The sequence below is a fragment of the Pseudomonas serboccidentalis genome, assembly GCF_028830055.1.
In the GTDB taxonomy this organism is placed as follows: Bacteria; Pseudomonadota; Gammaproteobacteria; order Pseudomonadales; family Pseudomonadaceae; genus Aquipseudomonas; species Aquipseudomonas serboccidentalis.
The window spans coordinates 345,187-364,683 of sequence record NZ_CP101655.1 but is presented as its reverse complement, the minus strand read 5'-3'; the positions used below and the strand labels follow the sequence as shown (position 1 = coordinate 364,683).

Annotated in this window: 18 protein-coding genes; 8 read left to right on the top strand and 10 right to left on the bottom strand. The window is 61.0% G+C overall.

What is annotated here, in order from left to right:
• Positions 1 to 90: 90 nt before the first annotated feature.
• Together lptG and lptF are read right to left on the bottom strand one after the other, a co-directional pair.
• Positions 91 to 1,152 (bottom strand): LPS export ABC transporter permease LptG, encoded by a 1,062-nt coding sequence (gene lptG / locus NN484_RS01550; RefSeq protein ID WP_215501748.1) that lies wholly within the window; start codon positions 1,150 to 1,152, stop codon positions 91 to 93.
• Positions 1,145 to 2,266 (bottom strand): LPS export ABC transporter permease LptF, encoded by a 1,122-nt coding sequence (gene lptF, locus NN484_RS01545; protein ID WP_274658483.1) that lies wholly within the window; start codon positions 2,264 to 2,266, stop codon positions 1,145 to 1,147. Before lptF ends, lptG begins: the two co-directional genes overlap by 8 nt.
• A gap of 308 nt (positions 2,267 to 2,574) precedes the next feature.
• On the opposite strand from lptF, the gene NN484_RS01540 reads away from it, so the two are divergent.
• The 5 genes from NN484_RS01540 to rlmF all read left to right on the top strand — a co-directional run bounded on the left by NN484_RS01540 (position 2,575) and on the right by rlmF (position 9,202).
• Positions 2,575 to 4,065 carry a leucyl aminopeptidase gene (locus tag NN484_RS01540; RefSeq protein ID WP_127650874.1) on the top strand — a complete coding sequence of 497 codons (1,491 nt, stop codon included), beginning with the start codon at positions 2,575 to 2,577 and terminating at the stop codon, positions 4,063 to 4,065.
• A gap of 60 nt (positions 4,066 to 4,125) precedes the next feature.
• Entirely contained in the window at positions 4,126 to 4,554 is a 429-nt protein-coding gene (locus tag NN484_RS01535) for a DNA polymerase III subunit chi (RefSeq protein WP_215501751.1), read from the top strand.
• An 8-nt stretch (positions 4,555 to 4,562) separates the two neighbouring features.
• A complete protein-coding gene (locus tag NN484_RS01530; protein WP_127650878.1) occupies positions 4,563 to 4,961 on the top strand; it encodes a DNA polymerase III subunit chi in 399 nt (132 codons plus the stop codon).
• Between the two features lie 194 nt (positions 4,962 to 5,155).
• Entirely contained in the window at positions 5,156 to 8,002 is a 2,847-nt protein-coding gene (locus tag NN484_RS01525; RefSeq protein ID WP_127650880.1) for a valine--tRNA ligase, read from the top strand.
• Between the two features lie 180 nt (positions 8,003 to 8,182).
• Positions 8,183 to 9,202 carry a 23S rRNA (adenine(1618)-N(6))-methyltransferase RlmF gene (gene rlmF / locus NN484_RS01520; RefSeq protein ID WP_274658482.1) on the top strand — a complete coding sequence of 340 codons (1,020 nt, stop codon included), beginning with the start codon at positions 8,183 to 8,185 and terminating at the stop codon, positions 9,200 to 9,202.
• Positions 9,203 to 9,398: 196 nt separating this feature from the next.
• On the opposite strand, the gene NN484_RS01515 is transcribed toward rlmF, so the two are convergent.
• A complete protein-coding gene (locus NN484_RS01515) occupies positions 9,399 to 9,680 on the bottom strand; it encodes an HU family DNA-binding protein (protein WP_003221909.1) in 282 nt (93 codons plus the stop codon).
• Positions 9,681 to 10,222: 542 nt separating this feature from the next.
• On the opposite strand from NN484_RS01515, the gene yejK reads away from it, so the two are divergent.
• Both yejK and NN484_RS01505 read left to right on the top strand, forming a co-directional pair.
• Complete coding sequence (gene yejK, locus NN484_RS01510; RefSeq protein ID WP_003221908.1) at positions 10,223 to 11,227, top strand: nucleoid-associated protein YejK; 1,005 nt, start codon at positions 10,223 to 10,225, stop codon at positions 11,225 to 11,227.
• Positions 11,227 to 11,577 carry a glutaredoxin family protein gene (locus NN484_RS01505; RefSeq protein ID WP_215501753.1) on the top strand — a complete coding sequence of 117 codons (351 nt, stop codon included), beginning with the start codon at positions 11,227 to 11,229 and terminating at the stop codon, positions 11,575 to 11,577. Before yejK ends, NN484_RS01505 begins: the two co-directional genes overlap by 1 nt.
• Positions 11,578 to 11,660: 83 nt before the next feature.
• Here NN484_RS01505 and NN484_RS01500 read toward each other — a convergent pair whose 3' ends face one another.
• The 5 genes from NN484_RS01500 to NN484_RS01480 all read right to left on the bottom strand — a co-directional run bounded on the left by NN484_RS01500 (position 11,661) and on the right by NN484_RS01480 (position 15,622).
• Positions 11,661 to 12,596 (bottom strand): glutathione S-transferase family protein, encoded by a 936-nt coding sequence (locus NN484_RS01500; protein ID WP_215501754.1) that lies wholly within the window; start codon positions 12,594 to 12,596, stop codon positions 11,661 to 11,663.
• Positions 12,597 to 12,680: 84 nt separating this feature from the next.
• Positions 12,681 to 12,983: a GIY-YIG nuclease family protein gene (locus NN484_RS01495; protein WP_127650885.1), complete on the bottom strand. Its 303-nt coding sequence runs from the start codon at positions 12,981 to 12,983 to the stop codon at positions 12,681 to 12,683.
• 39 nt (positions 12,984 to 13,022) lie between these two features.
• Positions 13,023 to 13,493, bottom strand: a complete 471-nt coding sequence (locus NN484_RS01490) for a nuclear transport factor 2 family protein (RefSeq protein WP_127650887.1) — start codon at positions 13,491 to 13,493, stop codon at positions 13,023 to 13,025.
• A gap of 193 nt (positions 13,494 to 13,686) precedes the next feature.
• The gene (locus NN484_RS01485) at positions 13,687 to 14,973 is read right to left on the bottom strand and encodes a CynX/NimT family MFS transporter (RefSeq protein ID WP_274658481.1); all 1,287 of its coding nucleotides are present in this window, start codon (positions 14,971 to 14,973) and stop codon (positions 13,687 to 13,689) included.
• Positions 14,963 to 15,622 (bottom strand): FadR/GntR family transcriptional regulator, encoded by a 660-nt coding sequence (locus NN484_RS01480; RefSeq protein WP_274658480.1) that lies wholly within the window; start codon positions 15,620 to 15,622, stop codon positions 14,963 to 14,965. The genes NN484_RS01485 and NN484_RS01480 overlap by 11 nt, the downstream gene beginning before the upstream one ends.
• Positions 15,623 to 15,921: 299 nt before the next feature.
• Here NN484_RS01480 and NN484_RS01475 point away from each other — a divergent pair, with 299 nt between their 5' ends.
• Positions 15,922 to 17,547, top strand: a complete 1,626-nt coding sequence (locus NN484_RS01475) for a S8 family peptidase (protein ID WP_274658479.1) — start codon at positions 15,922 to 15,924, stop codon at positions 17,545 to 17,547.
• 71 nt (positions 17,548 to 17,618) lie between these two features.
• Here NN484_RS01475 and NN484_RS01470 read toward each other — a convergent pair whose 3' ends face one another.
• Positions 17,619 to 18,383 (bottom strand): amino acid ABC transporter ATP-binding protein, encoded by a 765-nt coding sequence (locus NN484_RS01470; RefSeq protein WP_003221897.1) that lies wholly within the window; start codon positions 18,381 to 18,383, stop codon positions 17,619 to 17,621.
• A gap of 13 nt (positions 18,384 to 18,396) precedes the next feature.
• Complete coding sequence (locus NN484_RS01465; protein ID WP_215501758.1) at positions 18,397 to 19,491, bottom strand: amino acid ABC transporter permease; 1,095 nt, start codon at positions 19,489 to 19,491, stop codon at positions 18,397 to 18,399.
• Positions 19,492 to 19,497 lie beyond the last annotated feature (6 nt).

Sequence of the window (19,497 nt, the reverse complement as noted above, 5' to 3'; positions counted from 1 at the left end):
GTTCGCCTGTCACCCGGATTGCATACGAAAACGCCCCGATCTGTCGACCGAGGCGTTTTCGAGGTTAAAGCGCTAGCAACCACGCGGCCATCAACCGGCCCGTCGCAGCAACCAGACCCCGCCCAGCGCACAGACACCGGCCGGCACCAGCACCGCGAACAGCGGCGAGAAGCCGAATACCAGGCTCGATGGGCCGAGCAAATCCTGGACGATGCGGAAGGTGAAGCCCACCAGCACACCGGTGAACACCCGCTGACCGAGGGTCACCGAGCGCAAAGGACCGAAGATGAAGGAGATCGCCATCAGCACCAGCGCGGCGGTGACCAGCGGCTGCAACACCTTGACCCAAAATGCCAGCCAGTAGCGGCCGTTGCTCAGGCCCTGGTCCGCCAGATAGTGGATGTAGCCCCACAGACCGGAAATCGACAGCGCCTCGGGGGCCATCACTACCGTGTTGAGCAGTTGCGGGCTCAGCGACACGTCCCACTGCTCGCTCGGCGCGTTCAATACTTCGGTGCTGCGTTCATGGAACACCGTGGTAGTCACGTCGGAAAGCAGCCAGCGGTTGCCGTCGAACTCCGCACGCTTGGCGAAACTGGAGCTCAGCAGGTGGCGTTCCTTGTCGAAGTGATAGCGGGTCACGCCATACAACAGGCCGTCGGGTTGCACGGCGTTGATATGGATGAACTCCTCGCCCTGACGGTGCCACATGCCATGCTTGGCGCTCTGCGCGTCACCGCTGCCTTGTGCCAGCGAGCGATTGGCCTGGGCCATGCTTTCGGTGGCCGGGGCCACGTACTCGCCGATCAGCACGCCGGCCAGCATCAGTACCAGCATCGGTTTCATGACCGCCCAGACGATACGTCCGATGGACACGCCAGCGGCCCGCATGACGGTCAGCTCGCTGCTGCTGGCCAGACTGCCGAGGCCGATCAGACAGCCGATCAGCGCGGCCATCGGCAGCATTTCATAGAGGCGACGTGGCGCGGTGAGGACGACGAAGCTCAGAACGTCTGTCAGCGTGTAGGTATCGCTGACGTCACTCATCTCGTCGATAAAGGCAAACAGGGTCGCCAGACCCAGAATGATCGCCAGCACGGCGATGATCGCCACGAATACGCTGCTGCCGATGTAGCGGTCGAGTTTAACCACGGGCCACCTCCAGCGCAGCGCTGCGACGGCTGGCCAGCTTCAGGCGCAACGGCTCCCAGTACAGCAGCCCCAGACCAATGACCAGGAAGATCCCGTGCACCCACCACAGGCCAAGGGCCGGCGGGATCTTGCCTTTTTCGAGGGCGCCGCGGGCGGCAATCAGGATGGTCAGATAAGCCATATAAAGAAGAATCGCCGGCAGCAGCTTCAGGAAACGCCCCTGACGCGGGTTGACCCGCGACAGCGGCACCGCCATCAGAGTCACGATGAATACCAGCAACGGCAACGAAATACGCCATTGCAGTTCAGCCTTGGAACGCTCGTCGTCGTTGCTCAGCAAGGTCGATGTCGGCATCGCGTCACGGTCGGTGACTTCGTCGCTGGCATCGGGCTTGGGCAGCAATACGCCATAGGTGTCGTATTTGATCGCACGGTAATCGGCCTGGCCTGGGCTACCGTCATAACGATAGCCATTGTGCAGGATCAGGTAGCGATTGCCGTCCGAGTGAATCTCCTGACGACCATTCTCGGCCACCAGCACGGAAATCCCGCGGTCTTTCTGATTGGCCCCCAGGTTCTTCTGCGAGATGAACACGCCGCTGAGGTTGACACGATCATCGGTCAGGGTTTCGGTGTAGGTCACCCGGGTACCGTCACGCAGGGCCTGGAAGCGGCCGGGTTCGAGGGTATCGAACTCGGTCAGGGCGTCCTGCTTGTTCAGCAGCAGCTGGAACTGATTGGCGCCCTGCGGGGCCAGGCTCAGGCTCAACCACGCCACCACCAGCGCGACCAGCGTCGCCGGAAACAGGGTCATGCGCAGCAGACGCTGCTGACTCATGCCGGTGGCCGAAAGCACGGTCATTTCGCTTTCGAGGTACAACCGGCCGTAAGCCAGCAGGATCCCGAGAAACAGACCCAGCGGCAGGATCAGTTGCATGAACCCCGGCAGACGGTAACCCATGATCAGGAACAGCGATCCCGGATCGAGTTGGCCCGCAGCAGCCTGGGCAAGGTATTTGATGAAGCGACCGCTCATGATGATGACCAATAGCACGGCGCTGACGGCGCTCAGGGTCAACATCACTTCACGGGACAGATAACGGAAGACGATCAAACCAGACACTCCAGGGTTGTCAGGCTAAGGCGGCCAAACAAGCAAACGTCTCGACCGGCCCGCAAGGCAGAGCCGTCGAAAAAAGATGCGGCATTATCCTGTGATTGAGGGCGCCTGTCACTGCGCACACTCACCCAAGCGTGCAATCGGTTGAAGATCGTGCCGCCGAGGGTTGTCAGGCGCAGGGAGCGAGGTTCAAACTGCCGCCTTTGTCGCAGGCACTGGCCTGCGTCTCTTCTATCTATAAGCAGGCGACTGCGGACACCGTCGAACGCCTGCGTGTTGACCATTCATTCAGGGATCCGGACATGGAACTGGTTGTAAAAAGCGTTAGCCCAGAAACGTTGAAAACCGCCACCCTGGTGGTTGCCGTCGGCGAAGGCCGCAAACTCGGCGTTGCCGCCAAACAGGTCGACGAATTGAGCGGCGGCGCGATCAGCGCCGTACTCAAGCGTGGCGACCTGGCCGGCAAGGTCGGTCAGAGCCTGCTGCTGCACAGCCTGCCGAACCTGAAAGCCGAACGCGTGCTGCTGGTCGGCGTGGGCAAGGATGAAGAACTGGGCGACCGTCCGTTCCGCAAAATCGTTGCCGGCATCCTCAACACGCTCAAAGGCCTGGGTGGCAGCGATGCCGTGCTGGCCCTGGATGAAATCATCGTCAAGAATCGCGACAGCTACGGCAAAACCCGTCTGCTGGCCGAAACCCTGGTAGACGGCGAATACACCTTCGACCAGTTCAAGAGCCAGAAAGCCGAACCGCGCGCCCTGAAGAAAGTCACCCTGCTGACCATCAAGGCCGCTCAGGCCGAAGTGCAGCGCGCGGTGAACCACGCCACGGCAATCGCCAACGGCATGGCCTTCACCCGCACGCTGGGCAACCTGCCGCCGAATATCTGCCACCCGACCTTCCTCGGCGAGCAAGCCAAGAACCTCGGCAAAGAGTTCAAGGATCTGAAAGTCGAAGTGCTCGACGAGAAGAAGATCAAATCCCTGGGCATGGGCTCGTTCTACGCCGTCGGCCAGGGCAGCGCCCAGCCGCCGCGCCTGATCGTCATGCAGTACAACGGTGGCAAGAAGTCCGAGAAGCCTTACGCGCTGGTCGGCAAAGGCATCACCTTCGACACCGGCGGCATCAGTCTGAAGCCAGGCGCCGGCATGGACGAAATGAAATACGACATGGGCGGCGCGGCCTCCGTGTTCGGTACCCTGCGTGCCGTGCTTGAGCTGAAACTGCCGATCAACCTGGTGTGCATCCTCGCCTGCGCCGAAAACATGCCGAGCGGCACCGCTTCGCGCCCGGGCGACATCGTCACTACCATGAGCGGCCAGACCGTGGAAATCCTCAACACCGACGCCGAAGGCCGCCTGGTGCTGTGCGACGCCCTGACCTACTCCGAGCGCTTCAAGCCGCAAGCGGTGATCGACATCGCCACCCTGACCGGCGCCTGCGTCGTGGCACTGGGTGCACACACTTCCGGCCTGCTGGGCAACAACGACGAACTGATCGAGCAACTGCTCAGCGCCGGCAAGGCGGCTGACGACCGCGCCTGGCAACTGCCGCTGTTCGACGAATACCAGGAGCAACTGGACAGTCCGTTCGCCGACATCGCCAACATCGGCGGGCCGAAGGCCGGCACCATCACCGCCGCGTGCTTCCTGTCGCGCTTCACCAAGAACCTGAACTGGGCGCACTTGGACATCGCGGGCACTGCCTGGACCAGTGGCGGCAAGGACAAGGGCGCCACCGGCCGTCCGGTTCCGCTGCTGACCCAATACCTGCTGGACCGCGCCAAAGCCTGAAACCGATGAACCTGAACGGCGCTGCTATCCGGCGGCGCCGTTCAAGGCTCAGGAACCGCAATGACCAAAGTCGACTTTTATATCCTGCCCAGCGCCGATCCTTCGGCTCGCCTGGACTTTGCCTGCAAGCTCACCGAGAAAGCCTGGCGCATGGGCCACCGCATCTACCTGCATTGCAGCGATGTAGCCCAGCGTGACGATCTTGATGCGCGTCTGTGGGCGTTCAAGGGCGAAACCTTCGTGCCTCACGGCCCTGCCGACAGCGAACCGGACGGCTTGATCGTGCTGGGGGTGGGCGCTGATTGTGGCGCGCACCAGGATCTGCTGGTCAACCTCGACCTGAAAGTCCCGGCCTTTGCCAACAAATTCGCCCGCGTGGCGGAAGTGGTGGTGGAAGATCCGACGATTCGCGCGGCGGCACGGGAGAGTTTCCGTTTCTACCGCGAACAGGGCTATCCTCTGCAAGATCACCGTTTACAGCGACTCTGAGTACGCCGATGGACACTCCAAAACCGCTGCAAAAGCCTGCGCACCTGCTGGACGATCTCGAATCGATCCGTCAGTTGCTCGGCGATGACAACCTGCAACCGCCACTGCTGACCGACACGGTCGATGAAGGCGAACAGGAACAGATTCCGATGTTGTTCGAGGCCGTCGACGCCACGCCGCCCGCCATCGAACCGCCACCCGCGTCGCCCCCTATACCTGCGGCGCAACCTGCTGCAGCGCCTGTGGATAAAGGCCCGGACGCCCTGCTGCACCTGGACAGCGAACTGCGCGCCGCCGCGCAATTGATCATGCAGGACGTGATCGACGACTTCGCGCCGCACATCGAAACCGAAATCAAACGCCGCCTCGAGGCGCGAATGGAGCGGTTGCTCAGCCAATACGAATAATGTCCCCTGTAGGAGCTGCCGAAGGCTGCGATCTTTTGATCTTGTTTTTTAAAAAGCAACATCAAAAGATCGCAGCCTTCGGCAGCTCCTACAGAAAGCTTTCTCCATCCGGCCCGCCCCGCTCGCCCTCGGCCCCATGCCCCGCTATACTTCCCGGCTTTTCCTGAACAAATGCCAATAGGGTCCCGCCGCGCATGGATAAGACCTACCAGCCGCACGCCATTGAAACTTCCTGGTACAACACCTGGGAGTCCGAGAACTATTTCGCACCGCAAGGCGCGGGCGATTCCTACACCATCATGATCCCGCCGCCGAACGTCACCGGCAGCCTGCACATGGGTCACGGTTTCAACAACGCGATCATGGACGCCCTGATCCGTTTCCGCCGCATGCAGGGTCGCAACACCCTGTGGCAGCCAGGCACCGACCACGCCGGTATCGCCACGCAGATGCTGGTGGAGCGTCAATTGGAAGCCACCGGCCAGAACCGTCATGACCTGGGTCGCGAGAAATTCCTCGAAAAAGTCTGGGAGTGGAAGGATCAGTCCGGCGGCAACATCAGCCGTCAGATCCGCCGCCTCGGCTCGTCCGTGGACTGGAGCCGCGAGCGCTTCACCATGGACGACGGCCTCTCGGAAGCGGTCAAGGAAGCGTTCGTACGCCTGCACGAAGACGGCCTGATCTACCGCGGCAAGCGTCTGGTCAACTGGGACACCAAGTTGCACACGGCGATTTCCGACCTCGAAGTGGAAAACCACGACGAGAAAGGGTTCCTGTGGAACCTCAAATACCCGCTGGCCGACGGCGCGAAAACCGCTGAAGGCAACGATTTCCTGATCGTCGCGACCACACGTCCGGAAACCATGCTCGGCGATTCCGCCGTGGCCGTTAACCCGAACGATGAGCGCTACAAAGCCTTGATCGGCAAGTTTGTCGAGCTGCCACTGGTTGGCCGCCGCATCCCGATCATCGCCGACGATTACTGCGATCCTGAATTCGGCACCGGCTGCGTGAAAATCACCCCGGCCCACGATTTCAACGACTACGAAGTCGGCAAACGCCACAACCTGCCGCTGCTGAACATCTTCGACAAGAACGCCAATGTGCTGCCAGCCGCCCAGGTGTTCAACCTCGACGGCACGCTGAACGACAGCATCGACGGCAAGATCCCGGCTGAATACGCCGGCCTTGAGCGTTTCGAAGCGCGCAAGCAGATCGTGGCTGCGTTCGACGCCGCCGGCCTGCTGGTCAGCGTCGACGATCACAACCTGAAAGTGCCGAAAGGCGACCGCTCCGGCACCATTATCGAACCGTGGCTGACCGACCAGTGGTACGTGTCGACCAAGCCTTTGGCTGAGCCGGCGATTGCTGCCGTTGAAGACGGCCGTATCCAGTTCGTGCCGAAGCAGTACGAAAACATGTACTTCTCGTGGATGCGCGACATCCAGGACTGGTGCATCAGCCGTCAGCTGTGGTGGGGCCACCGGATTCCGGCCTGGTACGACGAGTCGGGCAAGGTCTACGTCGGTCGCGACGAAGCCGAAGTGCGCGCCAAGCACAACCTCGGCCCGGACGTTGCATTGCAACAAGACAACGACGTGCTCGACACCTGGTTCAGTTCGGGCCTGTGGACGTTCTCCACCCTGGGCTGGCCGGAAAAGACCGAGTTCCTGAAGAAATTCCACTCCACCGACGTGCTGGTCACCGGTTTCGACATCATTTTCTTCTGGGTTGCCCGGATGATCATGCTGACGATGCACCTGATCAAGAACGAGGACGGCACGCCGCAGGTTCCATTCAAGACCGTTTACGTGCACGGTCTGGTGCGTGATGGCCAGGGCCAGAAGATGTCCAAGTCCAAGGGCAACGTCCTTGACCCGCTGGACATCATCGACGGTATCGAGCTGGAAGAACTGGTGCGCAAGCGCACCTCCGGCCTGATGCAGCCGAAACTGGCGAAGAAGATCGAGAAGCAGACCCGCGACGAGTTCGCTGACGGCATCGCCAGCTATGGCACCGACGCCCTGCGCTTCACGTTCTGCTCGCTGGCCTCCACCGGTCGTGACATCAAGTTCGACATGGGCCGCGTTGAAGGCTATCGCAACTTCTGCAACAAGATCTGGAACGCCGCGCGTTATGTTCTGGACAAGGGCGAAGACTGCGGCCAGAACGGCGAAGCCTACGAGCTGTCGCTGGCGGATCGCTGGATCATCTCGCAGCTGCAACGCACCGAAGCCGAAGTGACCCGTCAACTGGATCAGTTCCGTTTCGACCTCGCCGCGCAAGCGCTGTACGAGTTCATCTGGAACCAGTACTGCGACTGGTACCTGGAACTGTCCAAGCCAGTGCTGTGGGACGAGAACGCGCCGGTCGAGCGTCAGCGCGGCACCCGTCGCACACTGGTTCGCGTTCTGGAAGTGGCGTTGCGACTGGCGCACCCGTTCATGCCGTTCATCACTGAAGAAATCTGGCAGCGCATCGCGCCGCTGGCCGGCATTCAGGGCAAGACGATCATGCTGCAACCCTGGCCGGTGGCCAACGAAGAGCGCATCGATCCGGCGGCCGAAGACGACATCGAATGGCTCAAGGGCCTGATGCTCGGCACGCGTAACATCCGTGGCGAAATGAACATCGGCCCGGGCAAACCGCTGCCGATCTACCTGAAGAACGTCAGCGCTGAAGACCAGCGTCGCCTGACCGAGAACGAAGCGCTGCTGAAGAAGCTGGCGCGTCTGGAATCGATCACCGTGCTGGCGGCCGGCGAAGAAGCACCGCTGTCCGCGACCGCGCTGGTTGGCGAGATGGAAGTGCTGGTGCCAATGGCCGGCCTGATCGACAAGGGCGCTGAGCTGGCGCGTCTGGACAAGGAGATCCTGCGTCTGCAGGGCGAAGTCCAGCGGGTGGGCGGCAAGCTGTCGAACGCCGGTTTCGTTGACAAGGCCCCGGCCGAAGTCATCGAGAAGGAACGCGCCAAACTGGCCGAGGCTGAACAGGCCCTGGGCAAGCTGGCCGAGCAGCACGCGCGGATTTCGAGCCTGTAAGGGCAAGCCGCAATGAAAGAGGGAGGCCCTGGTGGCCTCCCTTTTTTATGGTTCCCGCCACCTTCCCCTACATAAATCAAAATCCCCAAGTCCAAGGTCATGGGTCACAGGTTCGGCGCATGACTCACCAATGTGGGACAATACCCGCCACTTTCAGCCATACCCGAATCGATCACACCCATGAACGCCCCCCGCACACCCAAACCTGCGCGCAAGAAGCCTGATGTCGCGACCCCGGCCAAAGCCGTCGAGCCGCGTGAAAAGGCCAGCCTGCACCCGCGCAATCGCCACCAGGGTCGCTACGACTTCCCGGCGCTGATCAAGACCACGCCGGAACTGGCGAAGTTCGTGATCACCAACCCGTACGGCAAGGAAAGCATCGACTTCGCCAGCCCCGATGCGGTGCGCGTGTTCAACCGGGCGCTGCTCAAGTCGTTCTATGGCATCCAGCATTGGGACATCCCGGCGGACTACCTCTGCCCACCGGTTCCGGGCCGCGCCGATTACGTGCACTTCCTCGCGGACCTGCTGGCGAGCATGAACGACGGCAAAGTCCCGCGCGGCGCGATCGTCAACGTGCTGGATATCGGCATGGGCGCCAACTGCGTGTATCCGCTGATCGGTAACAGCGAATACCGCTGGCACTTCCTCGGCTCGGAGATTGATCCGACCGCCGTGGCTGCCGCCAGAGCCATCGTCCAGTCCAACGACCTGAACAAGGTCATCAAGCTGCGCCAGCAGGAAAACCGCAAGCACATCCTGATCGGTTTGCTGGAGCCGGGTGAGCGCTTTGACCTGACCATGTGCAACCCGCCATTCCACGCTTCGATGGACGAAGCGACCAAGGGCAGCGAGCGCAAATGGCGCGCACTGGGCAAAGCCGACCCGAAGCGCAAGCTGCCGGTGCTGAATTTCGGTGGCCAGTCGGCGGAGCTGTGGTGTGAGGGTGGCGAAGCGCGTTTCGTGACGCAACTGATCGCCGAGAGCGCGAACTTCCAGCACAAGGTGCTGTGGTTCAGCACGCTGGTGTCGAAAGCCTCGAACCTGCCCGCCATCGAAACCGCGCTGAAGAAGGCCGGCGTGCTGGAAAGCCAGGTGGTGGAGATGTCGCAAGGGCAGAAACAGAGCCGCTTCGTGGCCTGGACCTTCCAGACCAAGTCCGAACAGCAGATCTGGCGTCGCGAGCGCTGGACGCGCTAACGCCTGCGCCGGCGAACCTGTAGGAGCTGCGGTACGCTGCGATCTTTTGATCTTGATCCTGAAGAACAAGATCAAAAGATCGCAGCCTCGTTTCACTCGACAGCTCCTACAAGGCGGCGTAACTCCTCGCCAAATCACAGGCACAAAAAAACCGTGCCCGGATCGCTCCGGTGCACGGTTTTTTTATCGCTGCGTCTTACTTGTTCACAGCGTCGGTCAGGCCTTTGGCCACAACCAGCTTGATCACTTTCTTGGCAGGGATTTCGATGGCAGCGCCAGTCGAAGGGTTACGGCCAGTGCGGGCAGGACGCTCGGTCACTTTCAGCTTGCCGATACCTGGCAAGGTGATTTCGCCGCCGTTTTCCAGCTGATCGGCAACGATTTGGCCCAGTTGGTCCAGAGCGTTACGCGCGGTGGTTTTCGGCGCGTCGATAGCTTCAGCGATGTCGGCGATCAGTTGGTCTTTAGTAAGAGCCATGTAGTGTTCCTTCCCTATCAAATTCATATGGATTGCAGAGTGCAGTGTCAGCCATCGAGCCCGATCTTCTGGATCTGGCACCCTCGGCGATAACCACGACGAGTCGGGGTTATAGATACCGAAATCAGGGTTTGGTTCGACCTGACAAATGCTGAATGCACGCTTAACGCTGTGACTTCGCGTAAGACCGGGCAAAACTAGCACAGAGACGGGGAAATATCCGCCTCTAGCTACCCATTTGGTCAGCTTTATTGCTCTAAATCGGTAAAAAACTGCACAAGGCCGGGCGTTTGCCCCGGATTTGCCCTTCCACCCCCTGTTTACGCGGCCGCCGGCCACAATTTTCTGCTGCATCCTAATCATGCAGGAGCTGCCGAAGGCTGCGATCTTTTGACGTTGATTTTTTAAAAGCCAGATCAAAAGATCGCAGCCTTCGGCAGCGCGACAGGGGGACGGTTGCATCGTCCCAGGTGGAGAATCGGGTACACTGGGCGCTTTTTCGGGGGAGTCTGCCCTCCTCCCTTCCAACAGCCGAGAAGCCCATGCCGATCCGTCATTGCATCGTCCACCTGATCGACAAAAAACCCGACGGCACGCCCGCAGTTCTGCACGCCCGTGACTCTGAACTGGCTGAGTCCGCGGCCATCGAGAACATGCTCGCCGACCTCAACGAGAGCTATAACGCCAAACAGGGCAAAGCCTGGGGCCTGTTCCATCCGGAATCCGGTGCGTTCCCGTTCAGCGGCTGGCTGAAGGAATACATGGACGGCGGCAAGGACTTCGCGGCGTTCAGCAAAGTCGCGGTCGAGCACCTGCAGAAGCTGATGGAAGAGTCGAACCTGTCAGTCGGCGGCCACGTGCTGTTCGCCCACTACCAGCAAGGCATGACCGATTACCTGGCGATCGCCCTGCTGCACCACAGCGAAGGCGTGGCGGTGACCGACGAGCTGGACGTGACCCCGTCGCGCCACCTCGACCTCGGCCAACTGCACCTGGCGGCGCGGATCAACGTGTCCGAGTGGCAGAACAACAAGCAGTCCAAGCAGTACATTTCGTTCATCAAGGGCAAGAACGGCAAGAAGGTCTCGGAATACTTCCGCGACTTCATTGGCTGCCAGGAAGGCGTCGACGGCCCGGGCGAAACCCGCACCCTGCTCAAGGCCTTCAGCGACTTCGTCGAAAGCGAAGACCTGCCGGAAGACTCCGCCCGCGAGAAAACCAAGACCCTGGTCGATTACGCCAGCAGCCAGGCCAAACTCGGCGAGCCGATGGGTCTGGAAGAGCTGTCGGAGCTGATCGACGAGGAGCGCCCGAAGGCCTTCTACGACCACATCCGCAACAAGGATTACGGCCTGTCGCCAGAGATTCCGGCGGACAAACGCACCCTCAACCAGTTCCGCCGCTTCACCGGGCGCGCCGAAGGTCTGTCGATCAGCTTTGAAGCGCACCTGCTGGGCTCCAAGATCGAGTACGACGAAGAAGCCGGCACCCTGATCATCAAGGGCCTGCCGACCTCGCTCACCGATCAGCTCAAGCGCCGCAACTGATGTTGGGCAATGTGCTGAAGAAAGTCGCGCTGGTGCTACTGGTGGTGGTGGTCTATCAGAACTGGGGCAAGATCGAGCGGGTGTTCAACCCGTCGCAGATGGTCTCGGAGCAGACAAGGGCGCAGGCCAATGTTGTGCTGTATGCCACCGACTGGTGCGGCTACTGCAAGCAGACCAAACGCTTTCTCGACAGCAAGGGCATTGCGTTCAAAGAGTTCGACATCGAGAAGGATGCCGAGGCACGCAAGGTGTATGAGGCACTGGGCGGGCGCGGGATTCCGTTGATCGATGTAAACGGCACGTTGATTCGCGGGTTTGACCCGGATGAGATCCTCGCCGCCCTGAAGTAACACCAAGATCAAAAGATCGCAGCCTGCGGCAGCTCCTACACATGTCTCATGTAGGCGCTGCCGAAGGCTGCGATCTTTTGCCTTCAGCGCGCTTCGATGCGGAAGCCGAAGCGCGGGAAATGCACATGCACCACGCCGCCACGCGGGTCTTCGCGACGCAGGATCAGCTCTTCACGGCCGGCAAACAGCAACTCGCCCTCCACCGGATCCACACCGTAATCGATGGCCGCAATCGCCACCTGCTGCCCGGCCTTGAACCCGTTCGGATCAACAAACTGCTCATCGGGCAACGCGGCCGGCGTCGAGTTGCGCGCCACGTCCAGCGCCTCCTCGGCGGTCATCGCGCTCGCGGCGCCATGACCAAAACCCAGCACACGCCCCAGCCATGCGGTCACGGCCGGATACTCATCGACCAATGGTGCGGTGACGTGCGTCGCCTTGAGGAACCACAGCGAATGCGCCAGGGCGAAGTCGGCAATCGACGGCTCACCGAACAGGAAGTCGCCCTGCTCGCGCTGCAACTGCAACTCCAGGCGCGCCATGATCGTTGGCCATTGATGCTTGGCCTGTTCGGCCGACGGCCGGGTGGCGCTACCACCACTGAACAAACCGGCACGGTCCGCGAGGAACGCCTTGATCGCTTCCGGCGGCAACTTGCCGAAGCGCACCGCCACCGACTCCGGCTGGAACACCAGGCTGACGGCATGCTGGAACACCACCGAGTCGGCCCACGCCGCGAAACTGGCGGTGGTCATTTCCTGACCTTCAGGAAAAAACGCCGGCAGGGCTTTTTCCTGCTCCAGACGGCGAGCGATCAACGACGTGTCGCAATAGATGTCGGCACCGACCTGCAACACCGGGGTCTTGCGATAGCCGCCGGTCAGGGCAGTCAGATCAGGTTTCGGCATCACCGGCGAAATGTGCACCGAGCGCCAGGACAAGCCTTTGAACCCCAGGAGCAGGCGGGCCTTCTCAGCAAATGGAGAAGTCGGGTAATGATGCAGAATCAACTCGGACATGCTCGGCTCCGCCGCTCAAATAGTGAGTTGGCAGCTTAGCGCGCATTTGATTAGCAGCCTACAGATCCGGCTGATGGGAACCGATCAATCAGATTGATAAGACGCGACCAGGCATTCCTTGGCGCTTTTGCGCAGTTTCTTGATCAGGCGTTCCTGGCGCAGCGCATCGCTCTTGTCGCGGCAGCGCTCGGTGTAGACCAGCGCCATGGCCGGGCTGGACAGAAAGAACCGCGCGCCCTTGCCGCTCTGATGCTTGGCGAAACGGCGCACCGGGTCGTCGCTGATCCCGCAATACAGCGAACCGTTGGCTGCGCGCACGAGGTAGACGAACCAGGACTTGCTCACTGGCTCGACAACATCAACCGATTTTTCGCTAAGGCTGGTCACTTCGGGATCAAGGTGTGTAGGAAACAGGCCGCGATCTTATCAGCGACCGGCCTGAAATGCCTTCAGTCCCTTCAGCGCCTGCGCGCGTACCGCGTTGCGCACCAGCGGCGTCCAGCCCAGCAGCAAGCCCTTGAAACCCAGGGCCTGACGCGACCAGCGCCACAGGTCGAAGTGATCGTGGTGCTCGCAGATCTTGCCGTCACGGAACACGAAACGCGCCTGGATATCGTTGATCACCACGTTGCCGGTCTGGCTGAACAGATACGTCGCCACCCAGTGCGCACCGCCGCTGCGCTCGTCAGCGCGAACATTGTCGAAGGTCAGGGAAAAGTCCTTGGCGCGGGTGGTGAGCATGCGCCACATGTCGCCGGCATCGCGTCCACGCAGTTCACCGAAGGCCGGATCGCTGAACACTACGTCGTCGGTATAACAGGCAGCCATGCCTTCGGCGTCGAGGCGCTGGAAGGCCTGGTAGAAGCGGGTGATCAGGGCGGCGTGGGCTTCGCTCATGGGCAAACTCCAGGGAATGGACAGATTGCCAGCACGATAAGCTGCAAAGCGAAGAAACACTATCGGCATTCGCGCACCGAATACCCGCAGTACACAAAACCTGTAGGAGCTGCGGCACGCTGCGATCTTTTGATCTTTAAGATTTTCAAGATCAACATCAAAGGATCGCAGCGTGCCGCAGCGCCTACAGCTATCAGATTTTTTCGCTTTGCACCTGCACGTACAACGCACGCCCGGCACCCAGCCCGGCGATGATCGCACCGGTGCCGATGATGCCGAAGATCCAGCCCACCGCATTCCAGCCGCCGGTCCAGTCATGCACCACGCCGACCGCGAACGGGCCCATCGAGGCCAGGGTGTAGCCGAAGCCCTGCGACATGCTCGACAGATTCGCCGCGACGTGCGAATCCCGCGAACGCAGCACGATCAGGGTCAATGCCAGGCTAAAAGTACCGCCCTGCCCCAGACCCAGCAGAATCGCCCAGCCCCACAGGCCGTCGAGCGGTGCATACAGGCAACCGAACAAACCCGCGAGGGTCAGCGCCATCACCACCACGATCGCCAGACGCTGATCCTTGCCACGGGTCGCCAGCCACGGCGCCGCGAGAGAACTGGCCAGCTGGATGATCACCGAACCGGACAGCACCAGACCGGCCTGGGTCGGGGTTAGTCCGCGACCGATCAGGATCGACGGCAACCAGCCGAACACGATGTACGCCAGCGACGATTGCAGGCCCATGTACAAGGTCACCTGCCAGGCCAGCGGATCGCGCAGCAAGCCGCGTACCCGATAGGCCACATTGTGCGCGCCGTGTTTTTGACCGACTTGCGGCAGCCAGAACACCGCCGCCACCAGCGCCGGGATCACCCAGAAGCCCAGGCCCAGCGCCCAGCTGTTGTCGAAGTGCTCGCTCAACGGCACGGTCGAACCCGCCGCCATCGCCGCGCCCAGACACAGCGCCATGGTGTAGACGCCGGTCATGGTTCCGGCGTGTCTGGCGAAGTCGCGTTTGACAATGCCCGGCAGCAGTACGCCGATAATGCCGATGCTCGCCCCGCCCAGCACGCTGCCGGCGAACAAGCCGATCTCACCGAAATTGCTGCGCAGGATGATCCCGCCGGCCAGGGTCAGCAGGATGCCGAGCACCACGCGTTCGGCGCCGAAACGCCGCGCAAGAATCGGCGCCAGCGGTGCGAACAAACCGAGGCACAGCACCGGCAAAGTGGTCAGCAGACCGGCCTGAGCCGCAGACAGCCCAAGGCTTTTCGACACTTCGCTGAGCAGCGGCGCCATGCTCGACAGCGCCGGACGCAGGTTCAGCGCCACTAGAATCAACCCCAGCAGCAACAGCCACGGCCGGCGCACCAGCGGATGACTTTGCTGCACTTGCTCGTCATCGGCCTCGGCGTCGATCAGCAGCTCTTCGAGCTCTGCCGTGCGCTTGAGGGTTGAGACGTTTTTCTCGGTTTCAAGGTTCATTGATCAACTGCCTCGATATGGCTTTGGCCCGCTCCGGGTCGCGTTGTTCGACGGCATCGAGCAACGCGATGTGCAGGTCGAACACTTCCTGACGGCGCGGGACGATGTTCAGGGTCTGACGCAATTGGGCGCCGACGATGCTGGAGAAATAGCGATACAACTCGCTGAGGGTCGGGTTATGCGCGGCATCCACCAGACGGCGGTGGAACACCAGATCGCAGGCAATGTAAGTGTCGAGATCGCCGTGGTAATGGCTGCCGCTGGTGCCCAGCGCTTCACGCAAGACGACGAGGTCTTCATCGGTGCGGCGCAACGCGGCCAGGCCGATCGCTTCGACTTCGAGGATGTGCCGGGTCTCGCGCGCTTGCGCCAGTGAACAGCGAGACAGCGCCTTGAGCGTGTCCATCGGATCGACCACCGCGCGCAAATAACTGCCGTCGCCCTGGCGGATCTCGATCAGCCCGGAGAACGCCAGCACACGCATGGCTTCACGCACGGTATTGCGGCTGATGCCCAGCTCGGTGCTCAGCTCCGGCTCGGTCGGCAGACGTTCGCCGACCTGCCACACGCCATCGGTGATGCGTTGACGCAATTGATCCAGAGCCTGATCGACCAGGGATCGTTTAACGAGTGGAGAAATGTCTGACATAGGATTCGCCCCATCATCCAATCATAGGATGAATTTCCTGACAGGGTAGTCAGCTACGCGCAGGACGGCAACCTCCTGTGTTCAGAAGAAGGCCGCGCAACCATCAACTCCGACCACTCTGCGGATTGCAGAAGACTCGTTCCTACTCAATGAGTCGAAGAATCAGCGATCCGAAAAGTGATTTCCCACATTGCAGAGGAATGTTTGCCGACATCACTCACCGCCACCGGACTTCAGACTCTGGAAATTATCCTCGGACGTTTTCGTCCGTCATTTAGTCAACGGAAGATGAAAAAATCATGGTGGAAATCAACTTCGGCAAGCAGCACAGCCGCCCTTTTGCTCTGGAGAAAAACCGACAATTGCTGGCGATCCGCGGCTGCGCGGGAAAGCCGCTGACGCACGCGCTTTGCTGCGAGTCCGCCGACACCGCACTGCAAGGCTGCGAGCTGGTGCTGCATATCGAGGACGCTGATGTGCAGGTCTATAAACTGCCGCAGCATTCGGATCCATCGCAACGCAAGGCTCTGTTGCGTGAGTTGCCCGACGTACGCTTCGCCGGCAGCGTGTTGATGGACCCCATCACTCAGGATCCGGTGCTCTATACCGAGAATGTGTTTCTAAAGTTCATCGATTCACTGCGCGCCACCCAGTGCATGGCGATTCTCGAAGAGCTGGGCGTGATGATCAAACAACAGGCGCCTTACGCATCAAACGCCTTTTTCGTTCATCACCCCGCCGTCCAGGGAACCGACATTTTCACACTCGCCGCTGAATGGCTGAAGCGCGACGAGATTGAGTACTGTCACCCCGAATTGCTGCGCCAGGGGCAACGTCGAGCGATCCATGCCAATCAGTGGCACCTGAAGAAAACCACCGTGACCTATCAGGTCGACATCGATGCCAGCGCCAATGTCGAAGCCGCGCATGAACTCGCGCAGGGCGAGGGCGTGGTGATAGCGGTCATCGACGATGCCTTTGATATCGACCATCCCGAGTTCGCCGGAGAAGGCAAAATCGTCGGCGCGCAGAACTTTGACCGACGTAACGCCAAACAGGGCCCACGTCCGAAAAACGCCCTGGAACGCCATGGCACAGCCGCCGCCGGAGTGGCTTGCGCCAATGGCAAGGTCGGCGCCAGTGGCGTCGCTCCGCGGGCCAGTCTGATGCCGTTGAAACTCACCAAGCCCTTGGGGGCTCGCGCCGAGGCCGACGCCTTCTACTGGGCCGCCGATCAGGGGGCCGACATCATTTCCTGCAGTTGGGGGCCGGCCGAAGGTCATTGGGCCGACCCCGCCGACCCGCGTCACAGCCAAGTGTTTCCCCTGGCGGCGAGCACTCGGCTGGCAATCGAGTATGCAGCCACCAAGGGCCGCAATGGCAAAGGGTGTGTGATCTTTTTTGGCGCAGGAAACGGTAACGAATGCGCCGACAATGATGGCTACTCCAGCCACCCCCATGTGATTGCCGTAGGTGCCTGCAACGACCAGAACCGGCGCAGTGCCTACAGCGATTTTGGCAAAGTGCTCTGGTGCTGTTTTCCCAGCGGCGATCAGCAGCACCCTGATCCGAAGTTCAAACCTGCCACCTCGACTCCACAGACCCGTGGCATCCGCACCACGGACTTGAGCACGCGCTTCGTCGCCCAAACATTGCCGGCCTACACCGATTCATTCAGCGGCACCTCCAGCGCCTGCCCCGGCGCTGCGGGCGTCGCAGCGCTGGTGCTCGGAGTCAATCCCGGCCTTGATCGTCTGGCCGTGCGGCAGATACTCGCCGACTGCTGCGACAAGATCGGCCATGCCGACGACGGGCCGCTCGGTCAATACGATGAAAACGGACACAGTCATTACTACGGACACGGACGCCTCAACGCGATGCGGGCCGTGCAACGGGCACTTGCGCTCAAAGCAACCGCGGGTTGATTCACCGCCCATGAAAAAAGCCCCGCCGGGCATCCGGCAGGGCTTTGTGGTTAAACGGGCCTCTCAAGCCATCAATGCAGGATCTGGCTCAGGAACAGCTTCGTCCGGTCATTCTGCGGATTGTCGAAGAAGTCATTCGGCGCCGCCTGCTCAACGATTTCGCCCTTGTCCATGAAGATCACGCGATTGGCCACGGTGCGGGCGAAGCCCATTTCGTGGGTCACGCACAACATGGTCATGCCGTCTTCGGCGAGACCGATCATGGTGTCCAGCACTTCTTTCACCATCTCCGGGTCGAGTGCCGAGGTCGGTTCGTCGAACAGCATGATTTTCGGTTTCATGCACAACGCGCGGGCGATCGCCACACGTTGCTGCTGGCCGCCGGACAGTTGCCCCGGGAATTTATGCGCCTGCTCCGGAATGCGTACGCGCTCCAGATAATGCATGGCGATTTCCTCGGCCTTGCGCTTGGGCATCTTGCGTACCCACATCGGCGCCAGCGTGCAGTTCTGCAGGATGGTCAGATGCGGGAACAGGTTGAAGTGCTGGAACACCATGCCGACTTCGCGGCGGATCGCTTCGATCTGCTTGAGGTCGTTGGTCAGTTCCACGCCGTCGACGACGATGCGGCCCTGCTGGTGTTCTTCCAGACGATTGAGGCAACGAATGGTGGTCGACTTGCCGGAACCCGACGGGCCGCACAGCACGATGCGCTCGCCCTGTTTGACGTTGAGGTTGATGTCTTTGAGCACGTGGAACTGGCCGTACCACTTGTTCACGCCCTGCATCTGGATAATGCCTTCAGGGCCCACAGGCTTTTTGATTGCTTCGCTCATTTACAGAGAACTCCTAACGCTTGTGGCCAGTGTCGAGCTTGCGTTCCAGATGCATGGAATAGCGCGACATACCAAAACAGAAAATCCAGAACACCAGGGCGGCGAACACGTAGCCTTCGGTGGCCATGCCCAGCCATTTCGGGTCGGCAGCGGCTTGCTTGACGCTGTTGAGCAGGTCAAACAGGCCGATGATGATCACCAGGCTGGTGTCCTTGAACAGCGCAATGAAGGTGTTGACGATGCCCGGAATCACCAGCTTCAGGGCTTGCGGCAGAATCACCAGGCCCATGGCACGCCAGTAGCCGAGGCCCATCGCCGCAGCGGCTTCGTACTGACCTTTGGGAATCGCTTGCAGACCACCGCGCACCACTTCGGCGACGTAGGCCGACTGGAACAGGATCACCCCGATCAGCGCCCGCAGCAGCTTGTCGAAGTTCATGCCTTCAGGCAGGAACAGCGGCAGCATCACCGAGGACATGAACAGCACGGTGATCAACGGCACGCCGCGCCAGAACTCGATGAACGTCACACACACCACGCGAATCGCCGGCATGTTCGAGCGACGGCCCAGCGCCAGGATGATCCCCAGTGGCAAGGCACCGGCGATACCGACGGTAGCGATGACCAGAGTCAGCATCAGACCGCCCCACTGGCTGGTCGCCACATTGCTCAGGCCGAAACCGCCGTGCAGCAGGATGTAGGCAATGATCGGGTACAGCACCAGGAAGCTCAGACCGTACACCGCTTTACGCGGGAAGCGCGAGATGAACAGTGGCGCCACGCCGATCACCGCCAGCCACACGGTCAGGTCCACGCGCCAGCGCAGTTCCGTCGGGTAGTAGCCGTACATGAACTGGCCGAAACGCTGCTGGATGAACACCCAGCAAGCCCCGTCCTTGGTGCAGTCGGCGCGGGTGGTGCCAACCCAGTTGGCATCGAGGATCGCCCAGCTGAGAATCGGCGGGACCACGAGGTAGATCAGGTAGAACGCAAACAGCGTCAGCAGGGTGTTGAGCCAGCTGGAGAACATGTTCGCGCGCATCCACGCCACCACGCCGATGCTGCTGTTCGGTGGGGGCATGTCGGGTTTGAAAGTATGAGTACTCATGCGCTT

Bases quoted from the DNA above. Each gene is read 5' to 3' on its own strand.
- rlmF (WP_274658482.1), top strand. From the start codon at position 8,183: ATGAACGCCCCCCGCACACCCAAACCTGCGCGCAAGAAGCCTGATGTC.
- NN484_RS01490 (WP_127650887.1), bottom strand. From the start codon at position 13,493: ATGAGCGAAGCCCACGCCGCCCTGATCACCCGCTTCTACCAGGCCTTC.
- NN484_RS01475 (WP_274658479.1), top strand. From the start codon at position 15,922: ATGGTGGAAATCAACTTCGGCAAGCAGCACAGCCGCCCTTTTGCTCTG.
- NN484_RS01480 (WP_274658480.1), bottom strand. From the start codon at position 15,622: ATGTCAGACATTTCTCCACTCGTTAAACGATCCCTGGTCGATCAGGCT.
- NN484_RS01500 (WP_215501754.1), bottom strand. From the start codon at position 12,596: ATGTCCGAGTTGATTCTGCATCATTACCCGACTTCTCCATTTGCTGAG.
- NN484_RS01540 (WP_127650874.1), top strand. From the start codon at position 2,575: ATGGAACTGGTTGTAAAAAGCGTTAGCCCAGAAACGTTGAAAACCGCC.
- NN484_RS01485 (WP_274658481.1), bottom strand. From the start codon at position 14,973: ATGAACCTTGAAACCGAGAAAAACGTCTCAACCCTCAAGCGCACGGCA.
- NN484_RS01530 (WP_127650878.1), top strand. From the start codon at position 4,563: ATGGACACTCCAAAACCGCTGCAAAAGCCTGCGCACCTGCTGGACGAT.
- NN484_RS01535 (WP_215501751.1), top strand. From the start codon at position 4,126: ATGACCAAAGTCGACTTTTATATCCTGCCCAGCGCCGATCCTTCGGCT.
- NN484_RS01515 (WP_003221909.1), bottom strand. From the start codon at position 9,680: ATGGCTCTTACTAAAGACCAACTGATCGCCGACATCGCTGAAGCTATC.
- yejK (WP_003221908.1), top strand. From the start codon at position 10,223: ATGCCGATCCGTCATTGCATCGTCCACCTGATCGACAAAAAACCCGAC.
- NN484_RS01465 (WP_215501758.1), bottom strand. From the start codon at position 19,491: ATGAGTACTCATACTTTCAAACCCGACATGCCCCCACCGAACAGCAGC.
- NN484_RS01525 (WP_127650880.1), top strand. From the start codon at position 5,156: ATGGATAAGACCTACCAGCCGCACGCCATTGAAACTTCCTGGTACAAC.
- NN484_RS01470 (WP_003221897.1), bottom strand. From the start codon at position 18,383: ATGAGCGAAGCAATCAAAAAGCCTGTGGGCCCTGAAGGCATTATCCAG.
- NN484_RS01505 (WP_215501753.1), top strand. From the start codon at position 11,227: ATGTTGGGCAATGTGCTGAAGAAAGTCGCGCTGGTGCTACTGGTGGTG.